Genomic DNA, 25,807 nt, shown 5'->3' with positions numbered 1-25,807 from the left:
ACTGTCATTGGGTGGCTCCTTTCCTTGCAGTCGATGACAACTGCACTTTGGCACGTTCGATGCCGGTGGAGCAGGAGCCATCCACCTCATCCGCTCACGGGAAGTTTTTTGCGCTTGCAGCAGCGCCTCCGCTGCGCCTTGCATGAAGGTCGTGATTGGGCTGACTCCGGACCTCATTGGACTTAGAGCAATTGAGGTCTGGCACTCTTCTCTCCTGTTGGAATGAAACAGTGACCAATGCGAGTGGAGTGCCCCCACTGAAGTGGGGGCACTCCAGGCGGCTAAAACTGCTTTGGTGCACGAAGATCACCCACAACAAGATGATGCGAAGTTTTTAGACGCGCTTGAATTGGGCCTTAAGTCTAACGGTGCTTATGAGCACATTCTGATTGGTACGAAGAAAATGCCCGCGATCTAGGCAAATTCGACCTTAGCTTTTCAAAGCATGATAGGTGAAGCGCAATGGCAGTATATGTGTGTTTTTCAAATCGGGCATGACCAAAACGGGGTAGATTCCGGTAGGGGGCAGGATCGTATCACAAACGCTATCCTTGGGGTGGTTGCCGCCACTCATTTCCCTCTTGCACCCACGCGTTGAATTGAGCGCGCCATGCCTGAATATCCGTTCGAGGCAAAGGGTCCCGGAGGTCTTGGCTGACGGAGTAGGCCATGCCTTCGATATACCATCGGGGCAACCGGCTGCCCTGCACAGCACCGAACTGTTCGTTCCGCCAGTGATGGATCAGCTCGTGACGCAGGATGTAATCCTGCCATCCCTTTTCGTTGATGAGCAGGTCAGCACCATAGGATCGCAATTTGTCCGTAATGATCCTTTTGGGCACGAAGCTCCAACGTTTCATCAGCTTGATTAAAACCCGCTTTGCGGCGCGCTTGTCTCGCCTCGGTGGAAGGATTTCCTCAAGAACGACAACGTGTTGGTCGACGGCGCGCCAGAGCCAGTACGACTGGCTCGCGATCTTCACGACGACTTCGTCCAAGTGCCAGACATCGCCGGGGCGCGGCTGCCGTCGCCGTAGAGCGTGGGCGATCAGCGGGCCGAACTTGACGGTCCAGCCCCGGATCGTTTCATACGAAACGTCCACGCCACGTTCCAGCATCAGCTCCTCGACCTCGCGCAGGCTCAAGTTGGACCGGGCGTAGAGCCAGACAACATGAGCAATGATCTGTGGCGGAAACCGGTGGCGTTTGTAGCTGATTTTTTGTGTAAGCATCGACACCGCCTATGCCCAGATCAATGCACCAGCAACCTCAGGCCCCTTAACGTGACAACACCCCCAAAGGTTCTCCTTTCGGCCATCGCCCTCACAGCTCTCGTCATCTATTGGTTATGAATCGTGGCGTGGTGAAATCTGCACCTGTCTTACAAGTGATGAGTTCGCAGGCCAGCAAAGAGATCCTATGGAGCGGCTTGTCCACACCCTAATGCTGTGTACGTCCGGTGTCCGTTGTTCGAAGCTACCATTTGAACGAGACAACTTGCCCGCAGATACGGTCAAGCCCGCCACTTGGGCCTCGTCGGGAGAGCTTGACCGCTTGGGTTCGAGGGCTGGCCGTTGCAACTTTAGAATGCTGATGGAATATCCCTTGGTGATCGATAACTGCGGCCAGTCGGTTACCTTCGAAGAGGCGCCGCAGAACGCCGTGGCCTTGGGGCAGAATAGCGCCGAAATCATGCTGTTGCTGGGCCTGGAAGACAAGATGTCCGCCACCGCCTTCTGGCCTAATTCTGTGCTGCCCGAACTGGCTGAGGCCAACGAGAAAATCGAAGTTCTGACAGTGGAATTCCCGACGCTGGAAGCCGTGTTTTCGACGCAACCCGACTTCGTAGCCGCCATGCTCACCACCCTGCTTGGTCCCGATAGCAAAGTCGCCAAACGGTCGGATTTCGAAGAGCTGGGCATTCCGACATACCTGTCGCCAAGCGCCTGTTCCACAACGCTGGACGCGAACGATGCCTACGGCTCGCGTGTTGAACTCTGGAGCATGGACCTGCTTTACAAGGAGATTGAGGACCTCTCGCGGATCTTCGATGTCGCTGACCGCGGGCAAGCACTGATCCAGGATTTCAAATCACGCGAAGCGGCGCTGCGCGAACAATTCGCAGAGACCGAGGGCCTGACCTTCCTGTTCTGGTTCTCCAGCCCGTCGCCCGCCGATGACGCCTATCTTGGCGGTGGCAATGGCCCGTCGGGCTACATCGCGGACATCCTTGGCGGCTCCAACGCCATCGTGACAAAGGCGGACTGGCCCGCCGTGGGGTGGGAAAGCATCATAGCTGCTGACCCGACAGTCTTTGTCGCGGCGCAGGTGGATCGCAACCGTTGGGATCTGGACACCGCCGAGAACAAAATCGACTTCCTGACTGCGGCCGCCGCCGTCAGCCAGATGGATGCGGTCAGAAACGGTCGGATCGTTGTCATGAACGGCGCTGCGATGAACCCCAGCATTCGCACCCTTTACGGTGCCGAGCAGGTGGCAGATCAACTGAAGGCGCTTGATCTACCGTGATGGCCTATGACACGTCAGAGGGCGGTGCCGCGCGGCTCGTCCTCTTCCTTTGCCTGTCCCTGATCGTCCTGATATTCGCCGTCGCCGCCGCGACGGCGATTGGCGATTATAACATACCCTTGCGGACGGTCTTCCTGTCCGTGACCAACGAAGTGGGCCTGACCAGCGCTGGGATCGCGCCTATCGAGCAAAGCGTGGTTTGGAATCTGCGCCTAAGTCGCGCGCTGGTCGCGGCGCTGGCGGGGGCCGGGCTAGCGATCTGCGGGGCGATCCTACAGGCGCTTCTGCGCAACACGCTGGCCGAGCCTTTCGTGCTTGGCGTGTCTGCGGGCGCCTCGACCGGGGCGGTCTGTGTCATCGTGCTGGGCATTGGCGCGGGTGGCCTTTCACTTTCGCTTGGGGCCTTTGGCGGGGCCTTCGCTGCCTTTGCGCTTGTGGCGCTGCTGTCCAACGGCGCGACGAGCGGGCCGAACCACACGATCCTCGCGGGGGTCGCGGCTTCGCAGCTCTTCAACGCGTTGACCTCCTACATTGTGACAACCTCGGGTAATGCACAGCAGGCGCGGGACGTGATGTTCTGGCTTTTGGGCAGCTTCGGCGGAGTGCGCTGGCCGGATTTCCAGCTTCTGCTCGGAGTCGTGATCGCCTGCCTCGCCATCTGTATCTGGATGGCGCGGTCGCTGGACGCCTTCACCTTCGGCGACGAAGACGCGGCGGCGCTCGGCGTGCCAGTGGCCCGTATACGCCTCGTGCTGTTCGCCGTGACCGCGCTTCTGACCGCGACCATCGTCAGTATGGTCGGTGCGATCGGCTTCGTGGGCCTCGTGGTGCCGCATGCGGCGCGATATTTGGTGGGCCCACTGCACATGCGGCTGCTGCCGGCCAGCGCCATGATCGGTGCGGTTTTCATGGTGATAGCAGACATCACCTCGCGCTTGATCGCTACACAGCAGACAGTGCCCATCGGGGTCGTCACAGCGCTGGTCGGCGTCCCGTTTTTCGCCATTATCCTCTACCGCGCGAGGCCGCAGACATGAGCGTTGTTGCTAAAAACCTGATTTGGGGCGTCAAGCGCCGCACCATCGTGTCGGACGTGTCGCTGATGGTTGCGCCGGGGGAAACCGTGGGGCTGATCGGCCCCAACGGATCGGGCAAGTCGTCCCTCTTGCGGCTTCTGGCGGGTTTGAAACGCCCCATGTCTGGCCAAGTGGAGATCAACGGGCAGGACATTGCGCAGGTCCCCCGCAAGGCGTTGTCACGACAGGTTGCCTTTGTCCAGCAAAGCGTGGCCACCGACACGAATGTCACCGTAGCGGATGTCGTGCGGCTTGGCCGGACCCCGCACCGGTCTGCCCTTGCAGGCTGGTCCGAGGGGGATGAGGCCGCAGTGGCCCATGCGCTGGATCGTGTCGATATGGCGTCGCGTAGGAAACAGGCTTGGCAGACCTTGTCGGGGGGCGAGCGTCAGCGCGTGCATATCGCCCGCGCTCTTGCGCAGACCCCGCAGGTGATGTTCCTCGACGAGCCGACAAACCATCTTGATATTCACCACCAGATCGAGATCCTGCGTATGGTTCGCGATCTGGATCTGACCAGCGTCGTCGCACTGCACGACCTCAACCTTGCTGCCATGTTCTGCAACCGGATCGTAGTGCTGGAGGCCGGAGCTGTCCGGGCTTGTGGCACGCCCGAAGAGGTCTTGACGCAAAAGACCCTTCGCGAAGTGTTCCGCGTCACAGCCCAGATCGTCGGAATGCCGGGGGCCGACCACCCGCATATCAGGTTCAGCCCGGAATGAGGCAGGCGGCATCGCTTGTCACGATGAAGTAAACACCGGGGTTGAGATCCAATTGGAGCCCCCGGAAAACCGCAGCAGCATGCAATCATCGAGGCATGCAACGCTAGCCTGTGGGACGAGCTTCTCAATGAAGAACTGTTCGATACCCTGGACGATGCCCGCCGCAAGCTGGTGCTGTGGCGCTACGATTCTTACAACGCCAGGCCGCTCTCTTCTTGAAGCCGTGAACCACGCGGTCTTGCGGAAATCAATGCATCCTGAACCTAGAATAAAGGGCCCCTCCCTTCGCGGGAAGGACCCTTTCAATTCTATTCGCCATCAACAATTTGCTGCAGCGAGTGGGGCAGTATTACCCTTGATTATAGGACTGGCCCTCAGCCGTGTTACCAATGCCCGGCTCCAACACGTCGGAGAGTTCGGCTTCGTCAATTTCAGCCATGTCTGCGACACCGTCTTTGTTCACGTCGACTTCTTCGAAGACCTTCTTGGTAAGCGATGGGTACTCTTCCTTCAGCTCAGAGAAGGTCAGTGCACCTGCCTCGTCCACACCATTCGGAGATGGGTCATAGGTGCCGTTGTCCGGTGCAACGCTCAACTCTTCGTTCAGGACACCCGACTGCTCGGCTTCGTCAACCTCTGCCATATCGGCCACGCCGTCTTTGTTCACGTCTACCTGCTCAAAGACTTTGCGGTCGAGCGCGGGATAGAACTCTTTCATTTCCTTGAAGGTCTGGGCTTCCGCTGTGTTGAGATCAGCCATTGCTGGAGCAGCCATCAGGGCGGAAATCGCGGCCGTGGTCAGTGCAAAACGTTTCATCGTGTTGTCCTCCTTTTCAGGATCGCAGTGTTTCGTTTGAGGCTTGTGCCTCCGTTGCAAGCCATCAACACGCCACATCCAATGTTGTTCCTGACAATCTTGCTTCAGTGAAGAAGACGTGACCGGAGCGCCTATATCTCACTCTCGTGGACACCGCACAGGCGTCTGGCCACGCACTCCAAATGCTTCCGGATCGTCCTATCTTCGCAAGCGCTGCAATTGACTAATCTGATGGGACCGCGTCGCGGCATCGGTCGACAGATGCGGTTTCCGCAATGGATTGTCAGCTCCCGAAGGTGGATCTGTGTTTGCATATTCGCAGGTTTCGCAATCCTGCGCTTCGCCGACCTTGGGCCTAAACGCGACTTAATCAATGGCGGCTGGCTGGGCATGAAGGGTGTGGTTGGGGTGATCATGGCCATGAGCCAGTACCTGCACGACCGTACGGGCGGGGCGATGCCAACCTGACGCTGGAGCACGAGCGGGAGTGCTGGACAGGCATCCAGATCGCAAACCACATTTTTGGGGATGCTCGTCTTTGCGAGGGCCCCGTCAGGCCATGAACTTGAAGTCATGAGGTGCAACACCGGAAACGGTGCCGCCGCAACACTTGCCATGAAGGCTCAATCACACCATTCAGGGATTTGTGGAAAAGCAAGACCATCATATCCCCGCATCATTGCACGCACTTGGCTGGACAACCGCCTTGCAAAGTCAACTTGGCCTTGAAGACGCAGGTCTTGAGCCGATGCGGGTCTCCGCGGTGCATCGGTCGAAGATGACGGCTGTCTCTGTTGATGGGCAGGCCAAACTGAGTCTGCCTGCGGCGATGACAACTGCAGATTTCGCCGTGGGGGATTGGGTTCTCGCCGATCCTCACAGTCATCAGCTTTCCCGCCGACTGGACCGCCACTCGCTGCTGCAACGTCAGACCGTCGGGGCGCGGCAGCTGCAACTGATCGCAGCGAATGTGGATACAATATTTATCGTCACGTCCTGTAATGACGACTTCAATCCTGCCCGCCTGGAGCGCTACCTGGCTCTGACCAACGAAGCAGGAACTGGCGCTGTGATCGTGTTGACCAAAGTGGATCAGACGCTTGATGCGGCGAAATTCCAGCGCGAGGCCGCGGCGTTGCAGCGGGGATTGCCAGTGGTCTCGATCAACGGAAAGTCACAGGATGCGATTGCTGCCCTCGCGCCTTGGTGCGGCGCGGGACAGACCGTGGCGCTGATCGGATCGTCCGGCGTGGGCAAATCAACGCTGCTAAATACTCTGGCTCAGAAATCCGAAGATGAGGCGCAAGCCACCGGGGGCATCCGCGCAGATGATGCAAAAGGACGGCATACCACCACATCCCGTTCCCTGCACACCATCGAAGGTGGTGCTTGGGTGATCGACACGCCGGGAATGCGCACCTTGCATGTAAGCGATCTATCAGCGGGTCTCGATGAGCTTTTTGCCGAGATCACGGAGCTGGCTCCCGATTGCCGATTTCGCGATTGCACGCACAAGCATGAACCCGGTTGCGCGGTGCAGTCCGCGGTCTCCGCTGGGACGCTAGATCCCGCGCGTCTCGCGCGGTGGAGTAAGTTGAGGGATGAAAACGAACAGAACACGCCCGTTGTGACGGGCGCGCGCGGGAACAAGAAAATGTCAGTGCGGGGTCGACGGCGCTGAGCCGGACTAACCCAAGCCTCTCCGCACAAAGAGCGCCGCTCGTTGCCGGGCGCGCAAGCGGGCCCTTGGCGGTCCTCAACTCAAGGCGGCATGCTGCACTGATGTCCGTTGAAGGTGGGGGATGGCTCCTGCTCCACCTGCGGCGCGCTGCGCCATAATGCGGATGCCTGCAATGGATATGAAGGCTCATGTCGAACGTGGCAAGTCGGACGACATCGACGCAGGAGTAATCTTTGAGGCGTGACGCGCCCAACGATGCGTTTCGTGGCGATCAGGACTGAGGAACAGCAGGGCGTTCTGTTCTTCCACCGCGTCGTGATCTGATCGTGCGGCAACGGACCCAGCTCAGCAACATGCTGCGCGGCCTGTTAGGCGAGTTTGGCATCGTGATTGCCCAGGGGATTGGGAGCGCCGTGAAATTTGCAAAGTCGGTGCTTCACGGCGATTGGCCAAGCATTCCTGAAATCGCTGAGAAAAGAACACCTGTCACGCAAGACCATTGAGATGATGGAGCAATGTCGCCCCGCGAGCCGAGACTCCCCGCCGAAGGTCAGGGACACGTCGTCGTCCGCGAAGCGATTTGGGACTATTTCAGCGGACCTCATCGGGGCCAGCAGCTACCTGCGCTGCACACACAGACATGCGGCTCACCTGAAAGCTAACTCAGAAGTTCGCGGGCAATGATGGTTCGCTGTATTTCCGAGGAGCCTTCGTAAATCCTGAAAATCCGCAAGTCGCGCAAGTAGCGTTCCAGCGGAAAGTCGCGGGTGTAGCCGTAGCCGCCGTGGATCTGCAGCGCCCGGTCTGCGATGCGCCAGGCGGCCTCGCTGGCATATAGCTTGGCAAAGGCCGAATCTGAGGAATACCGCTCGCCGGTGCCGCGCTTGCGTGCGGCTTGCAGGCCCAAGGCCCGCGCGGCAGCCAGTTCAGTGGCACTGTCAGCGAGCATCCACTGCAGCCCTTGGAAACTGCTGATCGGCCGTCCGCTGACCTCGCGTTCTTTGGCATAGGACACGGCCGCATCCAGCGCGGCGCGCGCAATGCCGGTGGCCTGTGCGGCGACTTCGATACGGCCGTTGTCCAGCACCTTCATTGCGGTGCGGAACCCGGTGCCTTCGTCGCCCAGCCGGTTTTTCGCGGGCACATGGCAGTCAAACGAGATCGGGAATACATGACCGCCGCGCAGGCCCATGGTTTCCTCGTGCTTGCCGATGTCGACACCATCAGTCTTGCCCGGTTCCACTACAAAGGCGCTGACCCCGCGAGCGCCTGCCTCGTTGTCAGTCTTGGCATAGACCACGATGAAATCGGCCTCGCCCGCGTTGGAGATGAAGCATTTGGAGCCCTTCAGCCGGTAACCTTCGCCGTCCCGGGTGGCGGTGCTGCGCATGTCCGCAGGATTGGAGCCAGCTATCGGTTCTGTCAGAGCAAAGGCGCCAAGTGCCTCACCCGCCGCGGCGGCTGGCAGGACGCGCTGTTTGAGCACCTCATCCGCACCCAGAAGCAGTGAATCCGTCGCCAGGAAATGGGCCGTCAGCATCGAGGCGGTAGAACCGCAGGCCCCCGCGACAGCCTCCACCGCGCAATAAAGCGCAGGCCCGGACAAACCGATGCCGCCATACATTTCGGGCAGGTTCATGCCCATAATTCCCATGTCTGCCAGTGCTGCGCGGTGCAGGGTTGCAAATTGGGACTTTGCATCGATTGCCGCAGCGGCAGGTGCCAGAACCTCGCTGGAAAACCGTTCGATCTGGGTGGTGACGGCCTGTTCTTCGCTGTTTAGATCAACGCTCATCGGGGCTCTCCCTGTTTTGCCAAAGCTGTTGCAGTATGTTCTGGGTGTGGGCGCCCAAAGCGGGCGCTGACTGGCGCTTGCCACGGGGCGCACCGCTGAAATGCACCGGCTGCTCCGGCACCGTGAGCGTGCCAAGGGCAGGGTGCTCTACCGCCGAAGCCAGCCCGCGCGCCTGCGCTTGCGGCGAGCCCCAGGCCTCGGGCACCAAACACAGCGCCGCGGCTGGAATGCTTGCGCCTGACAGAACCGCCACTGCGTCCTGGGCACTAAGGTCGGCGGCCCAGCTTTCGATATGCTGCGCCAAAGCAGGTTCGTTATGCTGCCGTAAGGCATCGCTGGCAAAGCGTGGGTCGTCCGCCAACTCCGGCGCGTCGATGGCTGCTGCGAAGCGCGCAAACAGCCGGTCGTTCAGCACGGCGACGGTGAAGCTACCATCCCCGGCCGGATAGGTGCCGAAGGGGGCCGACAGCGCATGTTTGCTGCCCGTCCGCCTTGGCGTCTCGCCCGCCATCAGCGCGCGGCAGGCGGCCACCGGCATCATCGAGACAAGAGCGTCATAAAGCGCCAGATCAACATGCCGCCCGCTGCCGCTGCGTTCCCGGTCAAACAGCGCCACCATTGCTCCGAAGGCCGCGAACATGCCGCCTGCAACGTCGGCAAAGGCATCTCCGGCCATCATCGGCGGGCCGTCCTCGGCGCCGGTCATATCCATCAGCCCGCTCATCGCCTGGATGATGATGTCATAGGCCGGCAGCAACCGGTTCGGGCCTGTCTGGCCGAACCCGGAGACAGAAACATAGACCAGCCGGGGACAGGCCGCGCACAGTTTGTCCGCACCCAGCCCGAACCGCTCCATCACGCCGGGGCGGAAGTTTTCGACCAGCACGTCGCACTCTTCCGCCAGCGCCAATGCAGCCGCACTCCCGTCCTCGGATTTCAGATCCAGAACGATGGATTTCTTGCCCCGGTTCACCGATTGGAACAGCAGGCTTTCGCCGTCCCTGAACGGGCCAATGTGGCGGTAGTCATCGCCCGCGGGCGGCTCCACCTTGATCACCTCCGCCCCGAGGTCGGCCATCAGCGCAGTGCAGTAGGGCCCTGCCAGAACTCGGGAAAAGTCCAGAACGCGGACCCCTTCTAGCGGCCTGCGGCCTGCTGTTTTATCGTCTTCGAACATGCACCCACCATCAATTGCTTGCTGGAAGGTAGCTTCAGATTGGATATATTTAGAAATACAGGCTGCATATGATGGGTATACCTAAATGAATATACCATTGAACTTCCGACAGATTGAAATCCTGCTGGCGGTCGCGGACACCGGCAGCACCGCCGCGGCGAGCCGCGCGCTGAACACGTCTCAGCCTTCGGTTTCGCTGGCCATTGCCCGCTGTGAGGAAGTGTTCGGGCAAAAGCTGTTTATCCGCATTCCCGGGCGCGGGATGGAGCTGACCCCCGTCGGGCAGCACAAGGTCGCGCAGCTGCGGGAACTGGAGAAACAGGCGCGCTGGGTCCTGAGCGGCGGTGAGGGTACGCCGGAATTCCTGAATCTGGGTGTGTTTTCAACCCTCGGCCCACGCTATGCGCCGCAGCTGGTGCGCCGCTTTCTGGACGCCCGTCCCGACGCCGAAGTCCGTATCCTTGAAGGCGACCTGCAAACACTGTTCGACTGGCTCAGCGAAGGTCGGATTGACATGGCGCTGCTCTACGACTTTGGCATTCCGTCCGATTTTGTCATCACGCCTCTGATGGCAGCGAAACCCTACGCCCTGCTGCCGCAGGGGCACAGGCTGGCACAACAGCCCAGCGTTCGCGCCGAAGATCTGGCGCAGGAGCCGGTCATCCTAATGAACTTGCCCCACAGCCGCGGCTATTTCCTGTCTCTGTTGCAGAATGCAAGTGTTCCGGTGCGGGTGGCCCACGAAACCGGCTCGATTGAAATGCTGCGGACAATGGTAGCCAACGGGTTTGGTGTTGGCCTGCTGGCGACCGACCTGCCAGTCGCCCCGTGCTATGATGGCAGTGCGGTGATCCGGGTTCCCCTCGCTGGGCGCCCGCCGCAGCATCAGATAGCCCTTGCCCATCGCGGCGCGGCGCTCAAACGGCCAATCACCCAAGCGTTTATCGCATTTGCCGAAACCTTTTTCAGCCCATCGCCCTGACCGCCAGATGCCCCCCGGCGCGAATAGAGGTGGTCGCGGGAATTTGGAGCAGTTGCTGAGCTTTAGCACCTGAGGGCGACGCGACCCTATTTGACGAAACGAAAGCGCTTTTCAGCGGAGTTCAAGGCGAAGGTGACACTGAAGGCCGTCCGCGAGGAACTGAGCGCGGCCGAACTGGCCAACAAGTGCAACATACGCCCGACGAACACGGCCATCGAGAGCATGGCGTCGGCGTTCGACGACGCCTCATTGGCCGAGCCGCAGATTCCCGAGAGGAACTCCGAAATGCTGTACGCCAAGATCGGCCAGTTGGTCACGGAACGGGATGCTTCGCAGCGCTTTCGCTGCCCCACCGGGGTCACGGTCGCTGGATCGACAATCGCATGATCGAGCGGGGCTGGCGATCACTGAAGTACGAATGCATCTACCCGAACGCCTTCGAAACCGGTTCCGAGGCCCGCAACTGGATCGGCAGGTGGACTGCTTATCACAACGAAATACGCCTGCACTCATCACACGGGCGGCTGATCCCGGCTGAGATCCTTGATCATCCGCACCGACACCGATCTGTACCGGAGACAGTTTGCTTTTCGCCGTAAGGATGGGCCGGAAAGCTCGATGCGATGTGCAGCGATCATCAGCCGATCAAGTATTGTATCCGCAATCGTTGGATTGTCGATGAAGGCGTGCCAGTTCTCGACGGGGAGTTGGCCGCAAACGATGGTGGCGGGCTCACCGATGCGGTCATCCAGAAGTTCCAGAAGGTCATGCTTGCCAGTGGACTTCAGCGTGCTGACGCCAAAGTCGTCGAAGATCAGAAGGTCTGTCCGTTTGTACTTTGCCCGCAAGGGGACGCTGTCCCTTCGAGACGGATAAATTCGAATTCTTCGGGCATACGGGACAGGGTACCACGTCCGGAGCCGGAACGAGGCAAAGATGCGCTGCTTAAAGGCATTCGGCGAGCGCATTGCCGCAAGAGCCCCCGACCGCCAAACTGCCGAAACCCACATCCGAATCGACCTCATCAACCGCTTCAACGCACTCGGCACGGCCGAGATCACCCGCGTCGTCTAAGTTCGGAGGGGAAAGTGGTCGTCAGGCCTCAAGAGGGAGTTCTGCAACGATGCCAACTGAATTGCTTTGCGTAAAATCACTTGACTGAAAGCAACCCCGTTACCGAAGTCTTGACCCTCGGGCGTGGATTGAGGCCGATCATTCGGCTCTTTGCAGCCAATCCAGCGTGTGAAGCACTCCTCTCAATTCTGCCAGCCCACGCAGGCGCCCAATGTAGGGATAGCCCGGCGTGCTGTCGACGCGTTGATCATGGGCTAGCATATGGCCGTGGTCCGGCCGGAATGGTAATTTGCGCCCCTGTGCAGACTCCGCAGCCAGCGCTGCCTTACATACCGCGACCATATCGACGTTGCCGAGCAGATGCGGAGCTTCGTGAAAGCTGATGCCATCCTTCTCGCGCAGTGTGGCGCGCAGGTGGAGGAAATTCACGTGCTCCCCGAAGTGTGTCAGCATGGCCGGTAGATCGTTGTCCGCACGCACGCCCAACGACCCGGTGCAGAACGTAAGGCCGTTTGCGGGGCTTTCTACCATGTGGACGACGTGGTCTAGATCCTCTGCGGTCGAGGCTACACGCGGCAGACCAAAAATGGGAAAAGGCGGATCGTCTGGATGGATACCCAGCCGCACGCCCACCTCTTCTGCCACGGGCACCACAAGTTGAAGAAAGGCGGCCAGATTAGCCCGCAGTCGCGTCGCATCAATGTCGGCGTAAAGAGCAAGATGCGACCGGAAACTGTCAAGGTCAAAGCTCTCTTCAGCGCCGGGAAGGCCAGCTATGATGGTGCGCGTAAGTGCCTCGCATTCCGGTTCAGTCATCTTCGCAAACCGGTCAGCTGCGTGTGTTACGATTTCCGGCCTGTGGTCCGCATCGGCGCCGTCCCGGGCGAGGATATGAATATCAAACACCGCCGCGTCCACTGCGTCGTAACGCAGGCACAACGCACCATCAGAGAGGGGATACGTCAGGTCTGTTCGGGTCCAATCCAACAGCGGCATGAAATTGTAACACACTGTTCTAATGCCACAGGCTGCGAGGTTTCGTATGGACTGGGCCCAGGCGTCCGCCTTGTCTTCCCACCCCGGCGCCGCGCGTTTGATGTCTTCGTGGACGGGCACGCTTTCGACCACATCCCAAGTGAGTCCCGCCGCGGCGATCATGTCACGGTGCGCGGCAATCTGCTCGACTGGCCAGACGGTGCCATTGGGCAGAGAGTGTAGGGCCGTCACAATGCCAGTGGCCCCGGCCTGACGGATATCGGCCAGCGTTACGGGGTCATTCGGGCCAAACCAGCGCCAGGTTTCGATCATGCGATCCTCGTGTTCTTATCGTTAGGAGCGCGCCTACTTGCTAAAGGCGCTTTGGCAGTCTCCGGCCTCAGGTCGGCGCGGAAATAGATTGAAAGAGGTAGCCGTCGAAGGCCGGGTCATCGACATCAGACAGTTCCATCAATGTTTCCCGGACATGGGCAAGGTGTTGCCACATGGCAGCCCGCGCACCGTCGCGATCTTTGGTACGCAGGGCGGTCAGGATCTGTTGATGGTCTTCAAGCCAGTTCTGGCGGTACCCGGCATCAAAGATACGGTCGTGCAGTTTGGCCCACATCGGGCTCTGGTCCCGTTTGCGCCACAACTCATCGACCATGTCCACCAGTACCGAATTCTGCGTTGCCTCAGCAATCAGCCGGTGAAAAAGCTCGTCGCCGGAGTGATCCGTGCTGCCGGCCTCGATATCGGCGCGCTCCATCTCCAGCGCTTCGCGCATCCGCGTGATGTCGTTCTTCGTGACCATCTCGGCGGCAAAGGCGGCGATGGAGCTTTCTAGAAGCTGGCGCGCCTGCAGCAACTCAAATGGGCCGATATCGTCACGCTCAGGCGGGGCCTTTGTTGCAGAGGGCGTGGCCAGATAGATACCAGAGCCCTTGCGAACCTCGACCAGCCCATCAATTTCCAGCATAATCAATGCCTCACGTACCAGCGACCGCGACACTGAAAGCCGTTCGGAGAGCTGCCGTTCCGGGGGTAGGCGGTCGCCGACGGCAAACCCTTCTTCCCGGATCACACCCCGCAAGGCCTGTGCCACGTCCTGATAGCGCCGGTATTGGGTCATGCTGTCTCCTCGGGGGCTAATGGTGGTTGGTGCTCAACTGCCGCGCGTTCGGCATAATAGGCGGCCAACCGGTGGAATGCAGGTTTTTTGGTCGCCTTGTCGCCGGCGATCAGTCCCTTACGGTTCCAGCCGCGCTGAAAGATGCCCTGTCGCCGTTCCACTCGAAAATCATAGAGGATCCAAGGCGACATGCCCTTCACATAATCTAGCGCACGGAGTGTCGCGATCTGTTTGGCGTAAACCTCATCCTGATAGGCGAGGCTGAATAGTCCGCGTTCTGGTCCATGTTCGGTGCTGTCGCCGTCCGCGCCGGTTTCAGAGATGACCACGGGGCGTTCAGGCGCAGAATTGCGGCCAATCTCACCCAGTTCGTCAAAGTTCTCTTCGTACCAGCCATAGTATTCATTCAAGCCAATGACATCGATATGTTCAGCCAGCCGGTCCTCGATCTTTAGCTTTGCGTGGTTCACGAGGCAGGCGGCAGACGTCAGGCGGGTCGGGTCTTCGTCCTTGGCAAGATCTGCAAGCCCGCGCATGAAATCAAGCCGTGCATCGGTGTCAGGATTTTCGTTGCCCACCGACCAGATGATCACGCTGGCGCGGTTCCGGTCGCGGCGAATGAGTTCGCGCAACTGGTTCTCAGCATCCCGCCGAGTTGCGGGGTTGGAAAAGTCGATCGCCCAGTAGACCGGGACCTCCTCCCAGAGCATCAAGCCCATCTCATCAGCAATCTCGGCTGCTCTTTCGTGATGTGGGTAATGGGCAAGGCGCAGGAAATTACATCCCAGTTCCTTGGCGTGGGCAAACCGGCGACGGATGTCGGTCTCGCTGGTGACCTTCCCTTGCGTTGCATCGTCTTCATGCACGGAAATGCCTCGTAGAAAGAGAGGTTTGCCGTTTAGCAGGATCTCGGTTCCCTCGCGAGAGATGCTGCGGAACCCAACCCGATCTTGTACCTGATCCGCACCTGCGCTCAGCGACACGTCATAGAGCTTGGGATTGTCCGGCGACCACAGTTCGGGTGAGGCGGCAAGCGTCACATCACCCTTTCCTGCGATCAAGGGCAGCTCCGCGTCGATACCCAGCTCGGGAATCGAAAACCGCGCTAACGCGCACGCGCCATCAACTGCGACCGAGACGCGGATCGCATTCCCCTCAAGGCGAACAAACAGATCGCGGATCACAACGGACGGTAGATCATACAGCGTGACCTCGCGATAGACGCCACCATAGTTGAACCAGTCGGTGTTTCGCATCGGCACACGGTCCCGCGTGCGCGTGTTGTTGACGCAGAGCATCAGCCAATTTTGCCCCGGCTTCAGGGCCTCGGTCAATTCCACGCAAAATGGCGTGGAGCCCCCGTAGTGGTTCCCGAGAAAAGCACCGTTCAAAAACACTTTACAATCATACTGCGCCGCACCGATGCGTAACACCTGCCGGCGCCCCGGCACAGGGGCGTGCGTCAACGGACGCGTATACCAGGCAGAGCCTTCAAAGAAGTACCACTTTTCTTTTTGCATCTGCCAGCAGGAGGGCACAGGCACCGTTTCGCCCATGTAGGGGTCATAATCCCAAGGTTCGATTCGATCCTCTGGGGCTTCTGGCGTCATGGCGAACCATTTTTGCCGCAGGCCGGTATCCAGAAGGTCGACGCAGAAGCTCCAATCCCCATCCAAAGACTGCCCTTGGCGGCCTCGGGTGAATATCAGCGTGTCGGCGTTGAGGTTTTGCGTATTGAAAGGACGGTCGTAATCCTCGTCATGCAAAGCTTGCAGCGCATTATCTGCGAGTTCGGAACGTTCGAGCATGGTGCCTGTGCCTGTCGCTTATTGGGCCGCTTTGATGCGGTCGATCAGATCAGCAAGGTGCTCGGACTTTGCCGCCACTTCCTCATGCATTGGCAGGACAGCCTCAGCGAAAGGCGCCTTGTCGACCATGTGGACGTTGACGTTCAGCGTGGCTTTCGCTTCCTCAATCGCCGCGTCAGAGGCTGCGTTCCACGCCTCGCGGTGCGCGGCCATGGAGTCGAGCGCAGCAGTCTGCAGGGCCTCTTGCTGATCAGCAGTCATACCGTCCCATGCGCAGTTGGAGATCACAACGACCGAGGGAATCATGGTGTGCTCATCCAAAGAAAAGTCGCTGACAACTTCGCCGTGGCGTGCGGTGGTCAGGGCGGTTGGGTTGTTTTCTGCCGCGTCCACGACGCCTTGCTGCAGGGCGCTATATAGCTCACCCCAAGAAATCGGTGTCGGGTTGCCGCCCAGAAGTTCGACCATGCGAATGGCGGAGGGGCTCGGCTGAACGCGCACTTTTACGCCCTGCAGGTCTGCCGGGGACATGATTGGCTTCTGCGCATAAAAGGAGCGCGCACCCTCGGTATAGAACGCGACCCCGCGAAACCCTTGATCGACAGAGGAACTCAGGATGTCCTGGCCAATGTCGCTGGTGATTACCGTGTTGAAATGCTCTTCGGACGAGAAGATGTAAGGCAGATTGAGCGCAGAATAGCTTTCCTCGAATGCCTCGAGTTCGGACGCATTGGAGCGTGCCATCTCCAGAGCGCAGTTTTGGACCAGTTCCATCGATTCCCGCTGAGTGCCGAGCTGGGCATTGGGGAAGATCTGGATCTTGATTTCGCCATCGGTCAGCTCGGCCACGCGGTCTGCCATGATCTGCATGGAGATGTGGACCGGATGATCCGGCGGATTATTGTGGTTAAGTTTCAATGTGGTCGCGCCTGCAGCGCCGACCGATGCGGCCAGTGCCAGCGCAGACAATGCGGCGGTAAACGTCTTGGTCATGGTCTCTCCTCCCAAGTGTTTCGGTCTGACCGGCAATTGGTCAACCAATACTCCGGAAATCTTCCCTAAAGCCAGCAATCAGTCAACCAAAACTTCGAAATTGGTCGTAATACTTGAGGAAAACTACGTCTTGAGCACAAATTGGTTGACCAATCGGATGGTCTGAGCAAGGGTCCTCGGCAAGAGTGAAGGACCGGAGAGAGGGAGGAGCCTATGACTCGGATCGAACAAACCCGCAAATGTGGCAAGGGTCATTCATGAGAGCGTGGGTCGACATGCTCCTCAAAACGGTCATTACAACGATATTTGTGGTGCTCGTGGCCTGCGTGAGCTGGCAGGTCATCAGTCGTTACGTGTTGGGCACGCCCAGCACGGTAACCGATGAATTGGCACGCTTTCTCTTTATGTGGCTGGCCCTGATCGGAGGGGCCTACACGTTAGGTTTGCGCCGACACTTGGCGATTGACCTTCTAACCCAGCAATTGTCGGGACGAGCACGGACCGTGAGCGAGGCGTTCGTCCTGTTCGCCATTGCTGGCTTTGCAGCTTTCGTCATGATCCGGGGTGGCAGTCAGCTTGTCCTCAAGACGATGGCCTCTGGTCAGGTCACGCCAGCGCTGCAGTTGCCTATGGGGCTGGTCTACGGTGCGATCCCCTTCGCGGGCGCGATCATCTTGTTTTACTGCGCGATCTTCGCGTTCGAGCTGTGGCGTGACGGCCCTTCTACGCCGGAGCTGGGCGAGACGGCCCCGCTCGGCGGACCACTGGATTAAGGCGGCGCGACATGACGACAGCTATTTTTCTTCTCTTTGGCAGCTTTGCCGTGCTGATGGCACTCGGTGTGCCGATTGCATTTGCGATTGGTATCGCGACCACCGCGACGTTCTTGTTGTTTATGGGGGTGGACCAATCCCTGTTTATCGTCGCACAGCAAATGGCGTCGGGGCTGGACAGCTTTACGCTTCTTGCTATTCCGTTCTTTATCTTGGCAGGGAACATTATGAACCGCGGCGGGATCGCCATGCGGTTGATCAACTTCGCCAAGGTGCTGGGCGGTCGGCTTCCAGGCGCGCTGGCCCATTGCAATGTGATTGCCAACATGATGTTCGGATCCATTTCCGGATCCGCCGTGGCCTCTGCAGCGGCGGTGGGCGGCGTGATGGCGCCCTTGCAAAAGAAAGAGGGCTACGACCCTGCTTTCTCCGCTGCGGTCAATATTGCATCCTGTCCGACAGGCCTGCTGATACCGCCCTCAGCAACGTTAATCGTCTACTCCTTGATCACCGGCGGAACATCCATCGCTGCTTTGTTCGTCGCGGGATATTTGCCCGGCATCTTGATGGGCTTGGGATTGATGATCGTGGCTGGCGTGATCGCTAAGCGGCGCGGCTATCCCGTTGCGCCCCGTCCAGCCCTCAGTGAGGTCATGGTGGCCGCTCGCGATGCAGTCTTGCCTTTAGGCCTGGTCGTGATCGTGATGGGCGGCATCATCTCTGGTGTCTTCACGGCAACCGAGGCCTCGGCTGCAGCCGTACTCTACACTCTGGTTTTGGCACTGGTCTGGTACCGCGAAATCACGATAAAGGATCTGCCTGCAATCCTGATAGAGAGTGCGGTCACCACTTCAGTCGTGCTGCTGATGATCGGCGCGTCCATCGCGATGAGCCGGGCCATGGCCTTCGGTGGCATTCCCTTTGCGATCTCGGATTTCTTGCTGGGCCTGTCTGACAACCCGATCGCCATTCTCCTGGCGATAAACGTGGCGCTGCTCGTTGTCGGAACCTTTATGGACATGACACCGGCGCTCTTAATCTTCACGCCAATTTTCATGCCAGTTGTCAAAGGTCTTGGCATGGACCCTGTGCATTTTGGCATCGTGATGACGCTAAACCTCTGCATTGGTATCTGCACGCCGCCTGTTGGGTCCGCCCTGTTTGTGGGGTGCTCCGTCGGCGGCACCTCTATTGCCAAGGTGATCCGTCCACTTCTGCCCTTTTATGCGGTGTTGTTCGGTCTGTTGATGCTGGTCACTTATGTGCCTGATATCAGCCTCTTCCTGCCGCGTCTTCTATTGGGATATCAGTAATGAAGTGCCTTAAAACTTGGGCTTTGGAGGCGGAAACCGCCACCGGTGTGACCCTGCGCGTCGAAGGTCGCCACCTGCTGCATCTTTGCGTGCTGGAGGAAAATAGGTTTCGCGTGTCCCTGCAAAAAGACGCAGCGTGGCGTTTGGGACGGACATGGACTGTGGCGCCGGCTGGAGATGCCCCATGGGGGGGACGCGGCCGCGACGACACATCCGGCTTTGCCTGTCCCTCCCCCCAAATCTCGCAGAGCGAGACGGAACTCGTCTTGTCGACCGAGACGATGCGGCTTCGTCTTTTGACGCCGCTGCAAATGGTTTGGGAAGCTAAGGTGGATGGAGCTTGGGAAGTCTTTGCCGAGGATCGCCCAACCGGCGGCATTCACCTAGGCCTGCGTGATCATGCCCACGCGCATTTCCTCTCCCGACACCCGCAAGAACCGGTATTCGGGCTTGGCGAAAAGACAGGGCCGCTCAACCGTGCTGGTCAACGTTACGAAATGCGCAACTTAGATGCGATGGGGTATGATGCAGAGCGCACCGATCCGCTCTATAAGCACGTGCCTTTCACTCTGACCAGGACCCAGAGCGCCGGGTGCTGGTCTATTTTCTACGACAATCTGGCCGGTTGTTGGTTCGATCTTGGCAATGAATTGGACAATTACCATGCCCCATATCGTGCCTATCGTGCCGAGGACGGCGATCTCGATTTTTATATGACATGGGCGCCTGAGTTGCTCGACTTGGTCAAACAACAAGAGCAACTGACCGGCGGCACCGCCTTTCCGCCACGCTGGAGCCTGGGCTACTCCGGGTCGACGATGTCCTATACAGATGCGCCGGCTGCACAGGTGCAGCTGGAAGGTTTCCTGACAAAAATTGCCGAGCATCGCATCCCTTGCGACAGTTTTCAGATGTCGTCGGGCTACACCTCGATCGGGACGAAGCGGTACGTCTTTCACTGGAATGATGAAAAGATGCCCGACCCCGAGGCAATGGCGGCAAAATTCGCTGATAAGGGGGTGCATCTCATCGCCAACATCAAACCTTGCCTGTTGCAGGAGCATCCGCGCTACGCCGAGGTGGCGGATGCAGGGCTGTTCGTGCGCGCGAGCGCTGAAACAGATGCAAACTGCGGACCAGAACGTTCAGTCTTTTGGGACGACGAAGGCTCGCATCTCGACTTCACCAACCAGGCGACTGTGGAATGGTGGAAGCAGAATGTCGACGAGGCGTTGTTGCAACGCGGCATAGGTTCAACTTGGAACGACAACAACGAATATGAAATTTGGGATCGACACGCTCAATGTGCGGGTTTCGGCGAGGCAATCGACATTTCGTTGATGCGCCCCGTGATGCCCATCCTGATGACACGCGCGTCGATGGAGGCGCAGGAAGCCCATGCTCCGGAGCAGCGGCCCTATCTCATCAGCCGATCAGGCTCGCCGGGATTGCAGCGCTACGCCCAGACCTGGAGTGGGGACAACCGCACAGATTGGAAGACCTTGCGCTGGAACCAGCGGATGGGCCTTGGGATGAGTGTTTCCGGCTTTTACAACATTGGCCATGACGTCGGCGGCTTCTCCGGACCGCGACCGGAACCGGAACTGTTCGTACGTTGGGTTCAAAACGGTATATTCCATCCGCGCTTTACCATCCATTCATGGAATGATGACGCCACAGTGAATGAACCCTGGATGTATCCTGAGGTGACGGATCATATCCGCGCGGCGATAGAATTGCGGTACCAGCTTCTGCCTTATCTCTACACCTGCCTGTGGCAGGCGGCAGAGCGCAGTGAGCCGATGCTACGACCTTTGTTCCTTGATTTCGGCGCGGATAGTCAAACCTGGGAGGAGAGCGATAGCTTCCTTCTCGGGCGGGATCTTTTGGTGGCAACAGTCCTCGACAAGGGTGTCGAGGCCCGCTCCGTCTATTTGCCGCGACATCCCGGGGGCTGGTGGGATTTTCACACTGGCCTGTGGCACGAAGGCGGCCAATGGCTGACAGTTCCTGTCACCTTGGACACCATTCCCTTGTTCGTCCGCGGCGGCGCCGTGATCCCGATGGGGCAGGGCGCAAATCGCGCAGCGCCCGAGGCAGAGACCGCACGTCTGTTGGCTGTCTTCCCTGCTCAAGGTGAAGAGGAAACCACCAGTCTTCTTTATGAGGACGACGGTGTGACAAAGGCCGGCAAGCGGTGCCTGTCCCATCTCGTCTTGCACAGCACCCAAGACCACATCAGCCTGACTACCAGAAGAGAGGGCGACGGCGCGCCGGTGTTGCCGGAGGCACAGGTGGTCCTGCCGGCTGGTGAACGACGCATTTTGAAGACGGATACTAGGATCGATTTATGACCAGCGCCCTCATTCCTTGCCCCTACGAACGAACGTTTCTGAAACCACGCATCCTGCATATTGGCTTTGGTGCCTTTGCCCGCGCCCATCCGATGGTTTTCCTCCACCATGGTCTTGTGGCCGAGGGTGGTGATTGGGGCGTGGTCGCCGCGCGGCTGAATTCCGGTGTTGAAGCTCTGGATGGGTTGGATGAGGTGCAGGGGCAGTATCACGTCGCCGAAGCAGATAGCGACACCATAACACTGCGCGAAATCGGAGTCCTGTGCGGCACCTGTCATCCCGCCCGCGATGGGGAGGATGCAATCCCCGCGTTGATCGCGACTCCAGACATGTCGGTGATCCTATTGACCATTACCGAAAAAGGATACTGCACAAAAGAAGGCCAGCTCGATCTGGAGTACGCGGCCATTCAGGCTGAGTTGGCAGGCGGGGCACCCACGACTGCCATCGGTGTGTTGGTTGCAGGCCTCCAGTGCCGACGCGCAGCGGGACTGGGCGGGGTCACCATCTTGTCTTGTGACAACCAGCCGGATAACGGCGCGCTCACCCGCGCCGCTGTGCTGGGGTTTGCGGAGGCGTTGGATCGAAATCTCGCTGAATGGATCAGGAGCCACGTTCGGTTCCCTTCGTCGATGGTGGACCGGATCGTGCCTGCCATGACCGATGACAGCCATGCCGTGGTCACATCCGCTCTTGGTCGTGCCGACCCGAATGCGATTCTGTGCGAACCCTTCAGGCAATGGGTGATTGAAGATGACTTTGCCAATGGACGCCCCCCCTTCGCAGAGGGTGGAGCTATGCTGGTTGCAGACGTTCAGCCGTTTGAGGAAATGAAACTTAGACTGCTCAACGGTGCGCACACCACCTTGGCTTGGCTGGGTCAGGTGCTGGGACATCAGACAGTGGCAGACTGCATGGCCGACAAGGAGCTACGCGCATTAGTGCGCCACCTGATGCTGGCCGAACAGGCCGCAACACTGCGTCCGCTTGAAGGTATTGACCTCGCAGCCTATGCGGATGAGTTGCTAAAGCGGTTTGAAAACACCCGGCTCCGACACAGACTGGATCAGATCGCCAGCGACAGCAGCCAGAAGATGCCGCAACGCCTGTTCGCCCCGATAGCTGCCAACCTTGAAGCCAAACGTGATTGGTCGGTCTCGGCCGTGGCGGTGGCTGCTTGGATTATAGGGTTGCGTAGCCTGCCTCCTGTTCCGGATCCACGACAAGATGACCTGCGTCGGGCCGCCCTTGGCGATGATCCAGTCGCCGGGGTTCTGTCGCTGCCGTCCTTGGTTCCAGACGCCCTGCGCGCGCGAGCAGAGTTCCAAACCACAATCAGCGCGGCATTTGACCGTTTGCAGGGCGGGGCAAAGTCGGCTGTGACAACCATCGCAAAGGAATTGGGCGTATGACGGGTTTCCTCCAACAGGATTTTTTGCTCGACACTGCGACCGCACGACGATTGTTCCACGAGGTCGCGACAGATCTGCCGATTGTGGATTATCATAATCACCTCCCGCCGGCTGAAATCTCCGGTGATCGCACATGGGAAAATCTGGGTGAGATGTGGCTCGCCCATGACCACTATAAGTGGCGCGTCATGCGATGGGCTGGCATTGACGAGGCTCGGGTGACAGGCGCTGCAACCTGGCGCGAAAAATTCGACGCCTTTGCGGAGGCGATGCCCCGCGCCGTGCTGAACCCGGTTCATCATTGGTCACATCTGGAACTTTGGCGCTACTTTGATCTGAACGGCACAGTGCTGTCGCCCGCAACCGCCGATAACGTTTGGGAAGCGGCCAATGCGCAGCTCGGAGAAAAAGGATATTCCGCGCAAAGCCTCTTGCGAAAAATGAACGTTGAGTTGGTCGGCACGACAGATGACCCGCTTGATACCCTGGAGCACCATGCCGCGATGGCAGGCTCAGACATCCGGGTGGTTCCGACCTTCCGCCCCGACAAATCCGTGCAGATAGAGGCGCCTGGTTTCGCCGCCTACATCGACAGCCTGGAGGCGCTCACGCATCCGATCCGCTCCTTTGATGATCTGGTCGCGGCTCTTTTCCTGCGGCTGGATCATTTCGTGCAGCACGGGTGCAGGGCAGCCGATCATGGGATCAATCACTTGGATGCCGCTGATATCCCTGGTGCCTTCGATTTGGACGCGGCGCTGAAGGCCGCCCGACAGGGGCAACCCGTCACGCCGGAACAGGCGGCGGGCCACCGCGCAGCGCTCTTTGACGCCCTTGGACGGGCCTATGCCGCACGAGGGTTGGTGATGCAGTGCCACATGAACGTTGTGCGCAACGGTGCGTCCAGGCTGCTGCATGGGATCGGGTCAGACGCAGGCGGGGATAGCATGCGCGACACCGATATGGCCGGTCCGCTTAGCACTCTGCTGGATCGGCTGGATCGCGACGGGAAACTACCGCGCATGGTGCTTTATGGCCTAGATCCCTCCCGCAATCCTATCCTTGCCGCAACAGCGGGTACGTTTCAGGACGGTTCGGTTCCCGGTAAGATACAGGCTGGGGCCGCCTGGTGGTTCAATGACACGCTGGACGGGATGGAAGCGCAGATGCGTACCCTGGCCCAGGTCGGTCTTCTGTCGACATTCCTTGGAATGTTGACCGACAGCCGCTCTTTCCTGTCCTTTCCGCGGCATGAGTACTTCCGCCGCTTGCTGTGTGGCATGATTGGCCGCTGGGCCGAGACGGGCCATTTGCCGGATGACGCGGACCTGCTCGACCGGCTGGTGCGCGACATCTGCTACAACAACGCCAAGTCCTGGTTTCTGGAGCCGCAATGACACGAATTGTCGTTATCGGAGAATGCATGGTTGAAATGGCCCCCGTTGACGGCGGGCTCTATCGCATGGGGTTTGCAGGCGACACCTTCAACATGGCATGGCACCTGAGGTACCTGCTGGGCCCAGCTCATAGCGTCGACTATCTGAGCGCCGTAGGTGACGATAGCACATCGCAGGCCATGTTGGACTTCATCCAATTGCAGGGAGTGGGTATCGCCCACATTCGCCAGATTTCAGGTGCCTCTCCCGGCTTATACCTGATCCGACAGGAAAACGGTGATCGAGCCTTTAACTATTGGAGAGAAACATCCGCTGCGCGACAGCTCGCCGATGATCCAGCAGCCTTGGCACGTGCCTTGCAAGAGGCCGATCTGGTCTGCCTGTCCGGCATTACCTTGGCCATTCTATCGCCAACGGCCCGCGAAACACTTTGGTCTGCAATTGCCGCATCAGGTGCGCAGGTTGCATTCGACCCCAATATCCGACCAAAATTGTGGAGCAGCCAAGAAGACTGTCGCGCAGTTTTGACGGATGCAGCGATGCGATCAGATGTGATCTTGCCGAGCTTTGATGACGATGCTGCGCTGTTTGGGGATGCCACGCCTCAAGCAACTGTGGCGCGTTATACACGCCTCGGAGCAGGGGAGGTGGTGGTAAAAGACGCAGCGCGTCCTGCGCTCTATTCCAGCTCAAAAGGCACTTTGGGTGTCGCTGCCAAAAGATTGGCAAGGCCCGTTGTTGATGCGACTGGCGCGGGTGATGCCTTTAACGCGGCATGGCTGGCGGCTCGCCTGGAAGGCGCCGCACCCAAAGAGGCCTTGATTACCGCGCACAAACATGCCGCGCGCGTCTTGCAAGTGCCCGGAGCGTTGCTGGTTGTTAAACGTCGCGCATCATTGGCCAAATCAACACCCAAAGCCTAGGGTTAGGATGCAATGATTTCGGCCACGCTGCTTGATTCATGTTCCGGAAAACGGAGCGGTGATTGGGAGCGATCTTTTCTGGCTGGCCGACGAACAGATGGCACGTCTGGAACCTTTCTTTCCGAAATCTCATGGCAAGCCTCGAGTTGATGACAAGCGTGTTTTGAGCGGAATTATCTTCATCAACCGCAATGGGTTAAGGTGGCGCGATGCTCCTGCCGCCTATGGCTGCCACAGTTGAAGGGGACCGTGGCCCCGGTGGGGCCGCGTAAGCCCCGGAAACGCTCTATAGTCACCGGAAGCGCTGGAGTGAGAAAGGTATTTTCGCTCGGATGATGGTGCGTCTGGCGTCCCTCCACTGAAGTGGTCCACCAACTGGGATAGTATTATCCCATTTTCAGGAGGACCAAGAGATGGCTGGAAAGCGAGACAAACCCGAAGAGCTTCGTGCTGAAGCTGCGGCAGGTTGAAGTGCTGCAAGGACAAGGCAGCTCGATCACAGACACGGTCAGACAGATCGGCGTAACGCAGCAGACCTGTTACCGAAGACGTAAAAAGTATGGTGGCATGAGCCGAGATCAGTTGAAGCGGCTGAAGGAGTTGGAGAATGAGAATACCCGTCTGCGACGTGCCGTGTGTGATCTGACGCTGGACAAGATGATCCTGACCGAGGCTGGAGTGCCCCCACTGAAGTGGTCCACCTTTTGGGATAGGAATATCCCGTTTTCAGGAGGACGACGAGATGTCAGGCAAACGAGAGAAGCCCGAGGACATCGTGCTGAAGCTGCGACAGGTTGAGGTGCTGCAAGGGCAAGGGAGCTCGGTTCAGGAAGCCGTTCGGCAAATCGGTGTGACGGTTCAGACTTACTACCGG

23 protein-coding genes and 6 pseudogenes are annotated in these 25,807 nt (G+C 59.1%); 20 read left to right on the top strand and 9 right to left on the bottom strand.

Annotated elements, in window-relative coordinates; translation table 11 throughout:
- Positions 1-545: 545 nt before the first annotated feature.
- Complete coding sequence (locus tag CLV89_RS23035) at positions 546-1,232, bottom strand: IS6 family transposase (RefSeq protein WP_243395105.1); 687 nt, start codon at positions 1,230-1,232, stop codon at positions 546-548.
- 361 nt (positions 1,233-1,593) lie between these two features.
- On the opposite strand from CLV89_RS23035, the gene CLV89_RS20705 reads away from it, so the two are divergent.
- From CLV89_RS20705 to CLV89_RS20690, 4 genes and pseudogenes are all read left to right on the top strand, one after another.
- Positions 1,594-2,529, top strand: coding sequence for an ABC transporter substrate-binding protein (locus CLV89_RS20705; protein ID WP_243395104.1), 936 nt, complete (start codon positions 1,594-1,596; stop codon positions 2,527-2,529).
- Entirely contained in the window at positions 2,529-3,566 is a 1,038-nt protein-coding gene (locus CLV89_RS20700) for a FecCD family ABC transporter permease (protein WP_106165507.1), read from the top strand. The genes CLV89_RS20705 and CLV89_RS20700 overlap by 1 nt, the downstream gene beginning before the upstream one ends.
- Complete coding sequence (locus CLV89_RS20695; RefSeq protein WP_106165506.1) at positions 3,563-4,327, top strand: ABC transporter ATP-binding protein; 765 nt, start codon at positions 3,563-3,565, stop codon at positions 4,325-4,327. Before CLV89_RS20700 ends, CLV89_RS20695 begins: the two co-directional genes overlap by 4 nt.
- Positions 4,328-4,387: 60 nt before the next feature.
- A pseudogene (locus CLV89_RS20690) lies at positions 4,388-4,543 on the top strand (integrase core domain-containing protein); the annotation flags it as partial.
- A 133-nt stretch (positions 4,544-4,676) separates the two neighbouring features.
- Here CLV89_RS20690 and CLV89_RS20685 read toward each other — a convergent pair.
- A complete protein-coding gene (locus CLV89_RS20685; RefSeq protein WP_106165505.1) occupies positions 4,677-5,144 on the bottom strand; it encodes a hypothetical protein in 468 nt (155 codons plus the stop codon).
- Between the two features lie 231 nt (positions 5,145-5,375).
- Here CLV89_RS20685 and CLV89_RS22805 point away from each other — a divergent pair, with 231 nt between their 5' ends.
- The 3 genes from CLV89_RS22805 (at position 5,376) to CLV89_RS23275 (ending at position 7,328) form a co-directional block, all read left to right on the top strand.
- Positions 5,376-5,612, top strand: a complete 237-nt coding sequence (locus CLV89_RS22805) for a hypothetical protein (RefSeq protein WP_106165504.1) — start codon at positions 5,376-5,378, stop codon at positions 5,610-5,612.
- 238 nt (positions 5,613-5,850) lie between these two features.
- Positions 5,851-6,825 (top strand): ribosome small subunit-dependent GTPase A, encoded by a 975-nt coding sequence (gene rsgA / locus CLV89_RS20675; protein WP_243395103.1) that lies wholly within the window; start codon positions 5,851-5,853, stop codon positions 6,823-6,825.
- 353 nt (positions 6,826-7,178) lie between these two features.
- Positions 7,179-7,328, top strand: a complete 150-nt coding sequence (locus CLV89_RS23275) for a hypothetical protein (RefSeq protein WP_207796984.1) — start codon at positions 7,179-7,181, stop codon at positions 7,326-7,328.
- Between the two features lie 155 nt (positions 7,329-7,483).
- On the opposite strand, the gene CLV89_RS20670 is transcribed toward CLV89_RS23275, so the two are convergent.
- Both CLV89_RS20670 and CLV89_RS20665 read right to left on the bottom strand, forming a co-directional pair.
- Positions 7,484-8,620 carry an acyl-CoA dehydrogenase family protein gene (locus tag CLV89_RS20670; RefSeq protein ID WP_106165503.1) on the bottom strand — a complete coding sequence of 379 codons (1,137 nt, stop codon included), beginning with the start codon at positions 8,618-8,620 and terminating at the stop codon, positions 7,484-7,486.
- Positions 8,610-9,797 carry a CaiB/BaiF CoA transferase family protein gene (locus tag CLV89_RS20665; RefSeq protein WP_106165502.1) on the bottom strand — a complete coding sequence of 396 codons (1,188 nt, stop codon included), beginning with the start codon at positions 9,795-9,797 and terminating at the stop codon, positions 8,610-8,612. The genes CLV89_RS20670 and CLV89_RS20665 overlap by 11 nt, the downstream gene beginning before the upstream one ends.
- Before the next feature lie 85 nt (positions 9,798-9,882).
- Here CLV89_RS20665 and CLV89_RS20660 point away from each other — a divergent pair, with 85 nt between their 5' ends.
- The 3 genes and pseudogenes from CLV89_RS20660 to CLV89_RS23270 all read left to right on the top strand — a co-directional run.
- Entirely contained in the window at positions 9,883-10,779 is an 897-nt protein-coding gene (locus CLV89_RS20660) for a LysR substrate-binding domain-containing protein (protein WP_106165501.1), read from the top strand.
- Positions 10,780-10,869: 90 nt separating this feature from the next.
- Positions 10,870-11,166, top strand: a complete 297-nt coding sequence (locus CLV89_RS20655) for a hypothetical protein (RefSeq protein WP_106165500.1) — start codon at positions 10,870-10,872, stop codon at positions 11,164-11,166.
- Positions 11,136-11,378: pseudogene (locus CLV89_RS23270) on the top strand (integrase core domain-containing protein); the annotation flags it as partial. The gene CLV89_RS20655 and the pseudogene CLV89_RS23270, both read left to right, overlap by 31 nt.
- Here the strand turns inward: CLV89_RS23270 and CLV89_RS22705 are convergent.
- A complete protein-coding gene (locus CLV89_RS22705; RefSeq protein WP_165798172.1) occupies positions 11,292-11,627 on the bottom strand; it encodes an ATP-binding protein in 336 nt (111 codons plus the stop codon). The pseudogene CLV89_RS23270 and the gene CLV89_RS22705 overlap by 87 nt on opposite strands.
- Before the next feature lie 52 nt (positions 11,628-11,679).
- On the opposite strand from CLV89_RS22705, the pseudogene CLV89_RS22700 reads away from it, so the two are divergent.
- Positions 11,680-11,853: pseudogene (locus CLV89_RS22700) on the top strand (IS5/IS1182 family transposase); the annotation flags it as partial.
- 138 nt (positions 11,854-11,991) lie between these two features.
- Here CLV89_RS22700 and uxuA read toward each other — a convergent pair.
- The 4 genes from uxuA to CLV89_RS20620 all read right to left on the bottom strand — a co-directional run bounded on the left by uxuA (position 11,992) and on the right by CLV89_RS20620 (position 16,761).
- The gene (gene uxuA / locus CLV89_RS20635; protein WP_106165498.1) at positions 11,992-13,161 is read right to left on the bottom strand and encodes a mannonate dehydratase; all 1,170 of its coding nucleotides are present in this window, start codon (positions 13,159-13,161) and stop codon (positions 11,992-11,994) included.
- 67 nt (positions 13,162-13,228) lie between these two features.
- Positions 13,229-13,960 (bottom strand): FCD domain-containing protein, encoded by a 732-nt coding sequence (locus CLV89_RS20630; RefSeq protein WP_009175524.1) that lies wholly within the window; start codon positions 13,958-13,960, stop codon positions 13,229-13,231.
- Positions 13,957-15,768, bottom strand: a complete 1,812-nt coding sequence (locus CLV89_RS20625) for a glycoside hydrolase family 2 protein (RefSeq protein ID WP_106165497.1) — start codon at positions 15,766-15,768, stop codon at positions 13,957-13,959. Before CLV89_RS20625 ends, CLV89_RS20630 begins: the two co-directional genes overlap by 4 nt.
- A gap of 18 nt (positions 15,769-15,786) precedes the next feature.
- Positions 15,787-16,761: a TRAP transporter substrate-binding protein gene (locus CLV89_RS20620; RefSeq protein ID WP_106165496.1), complete on the bottom strand. Its 975-nt coding sequence runs from the start codon at positions 16,759-16,761 to the stop codon at positions 15,787-15,789.
- A gap of 275 nt (positions 16,762-17,036) precedes the next feature.
- Here CLV89_RS20620 and CLV89_RS20615 point away from each other — a divergent pair, with 275 nt between their 5' ends.
- The 9 genes and pseudogenes from CLV89_RS20615 to CLV89_RS23020 form a co-directional block, all read left to right on the top strand.
- Entirely contained in the window at positions 17,037-17,534 is a 498-nt protein-coding gene (locus CLV89_RS20615; RefSeq protein ID WP_243395102.1) for a TRAP transporter small permease, read from the top strand.
- 11 nt (positions 17,535-17,545) lie between these two features.
- Complete coding sequence (locus tag CLV89_RS20610; protein WP_106165495.1) at positions 17,546-18,847, top strand: TRAP transporter large permease; 1,302 nt, start codon at positions 17,546-17,548, stop codon at positions 18,845-18,847.
- Positions 18,848-18,870: 23 nt separating this feature from the next.
- Positions 18,871-21,201 carry a glycoside hydrolase family 31 protein gene (locus tag CLV89_RS20605; protein WP_243395101.1) on the top strand — a complete coding sequence of 777 codons (2,331 nt, stop codon included), beginning with the start codon at positions 18,871-18,873 and terminating at the stop codon, positions 21,199-21,201.
- Positions 21,198-22,613 (top strand): mannitol dehydrogenase family protein, encoded by a 1,416-nt coding sequence (locus CLV89_RS20600; protein WP_106165493.1) that lies wholly within the window; start codon positions 21,198-21,200, stop codon positions 22,611-22,613. The genes CLV89_RS20605 and CLV89_RS20600 overlap by 4 nt, the downstream gene beginning before the upstream one ends.
- Complete coding sequence (gene uxaC, locus CLV89_RS20595; RefSeq protein ID WP_106165492.1) at positions 22,610-24,010, top strand: glucuronate isomerase; 1,401 nt, start codon at positions 22,610-22,612, stop codon at positions 24,008-24,010. The genes CLV89_RS20600 and uxaC overlap by 4 nt, the downstream gene beginning before the upstream one ends.
- The gene (locus CLV89_RS20590; RefSeq protein WP_106165491.1) at positions 24,007-24,933 is read left to right on the top strand and encodes a sugar kinase; all 927 of its coding nucleotides are present in this window, start codon (positions 24,007-24,009) and stop codon (positions 24,931-24,933) included. Before uxaC ends, CLV89_RS20590 begins: the two co-directional genes overlap by 4 nt.
- 97 nt (positions 24,934-25,030) lie before the next feature.
- Positions 25,031-25,286, top strand: a pseudogene (locus CLV89_RS22695) (transposase); the annotation flags it as partial.
- A gap of 60 nt (positions 25,287-25,346) precedes the next feature.
- Positions 25,347-25,608, top strand: a pseudogene (locus CLV89_RS23025) (transposase); the annotation flags it as partial.
- Positions 25,609-25,675: 67 nt separating this feature from the next.
- A pseudogene (locus tag CLV89_RS23020) lies at positions 25,676-25,807 on the top strand (IS3 family transposase); the annotation flags it as partial.

The sequence above is a fragment of the Tritonibacter scottomollicae genome, from assembly GCF_003003215.1.
Lineage (GTDB): Bacteria > Pseudomonadota > Alphaproteobacteria > Rhodobacterales > Rhodobacteraceae > Epibacterium > Epibacterium scottomollicae.
The sequence above is the reverse complement of the archived record's forward strand: the minus strand, read 5'-3'. Positions and strand labels throughout refer to the sequence as shown.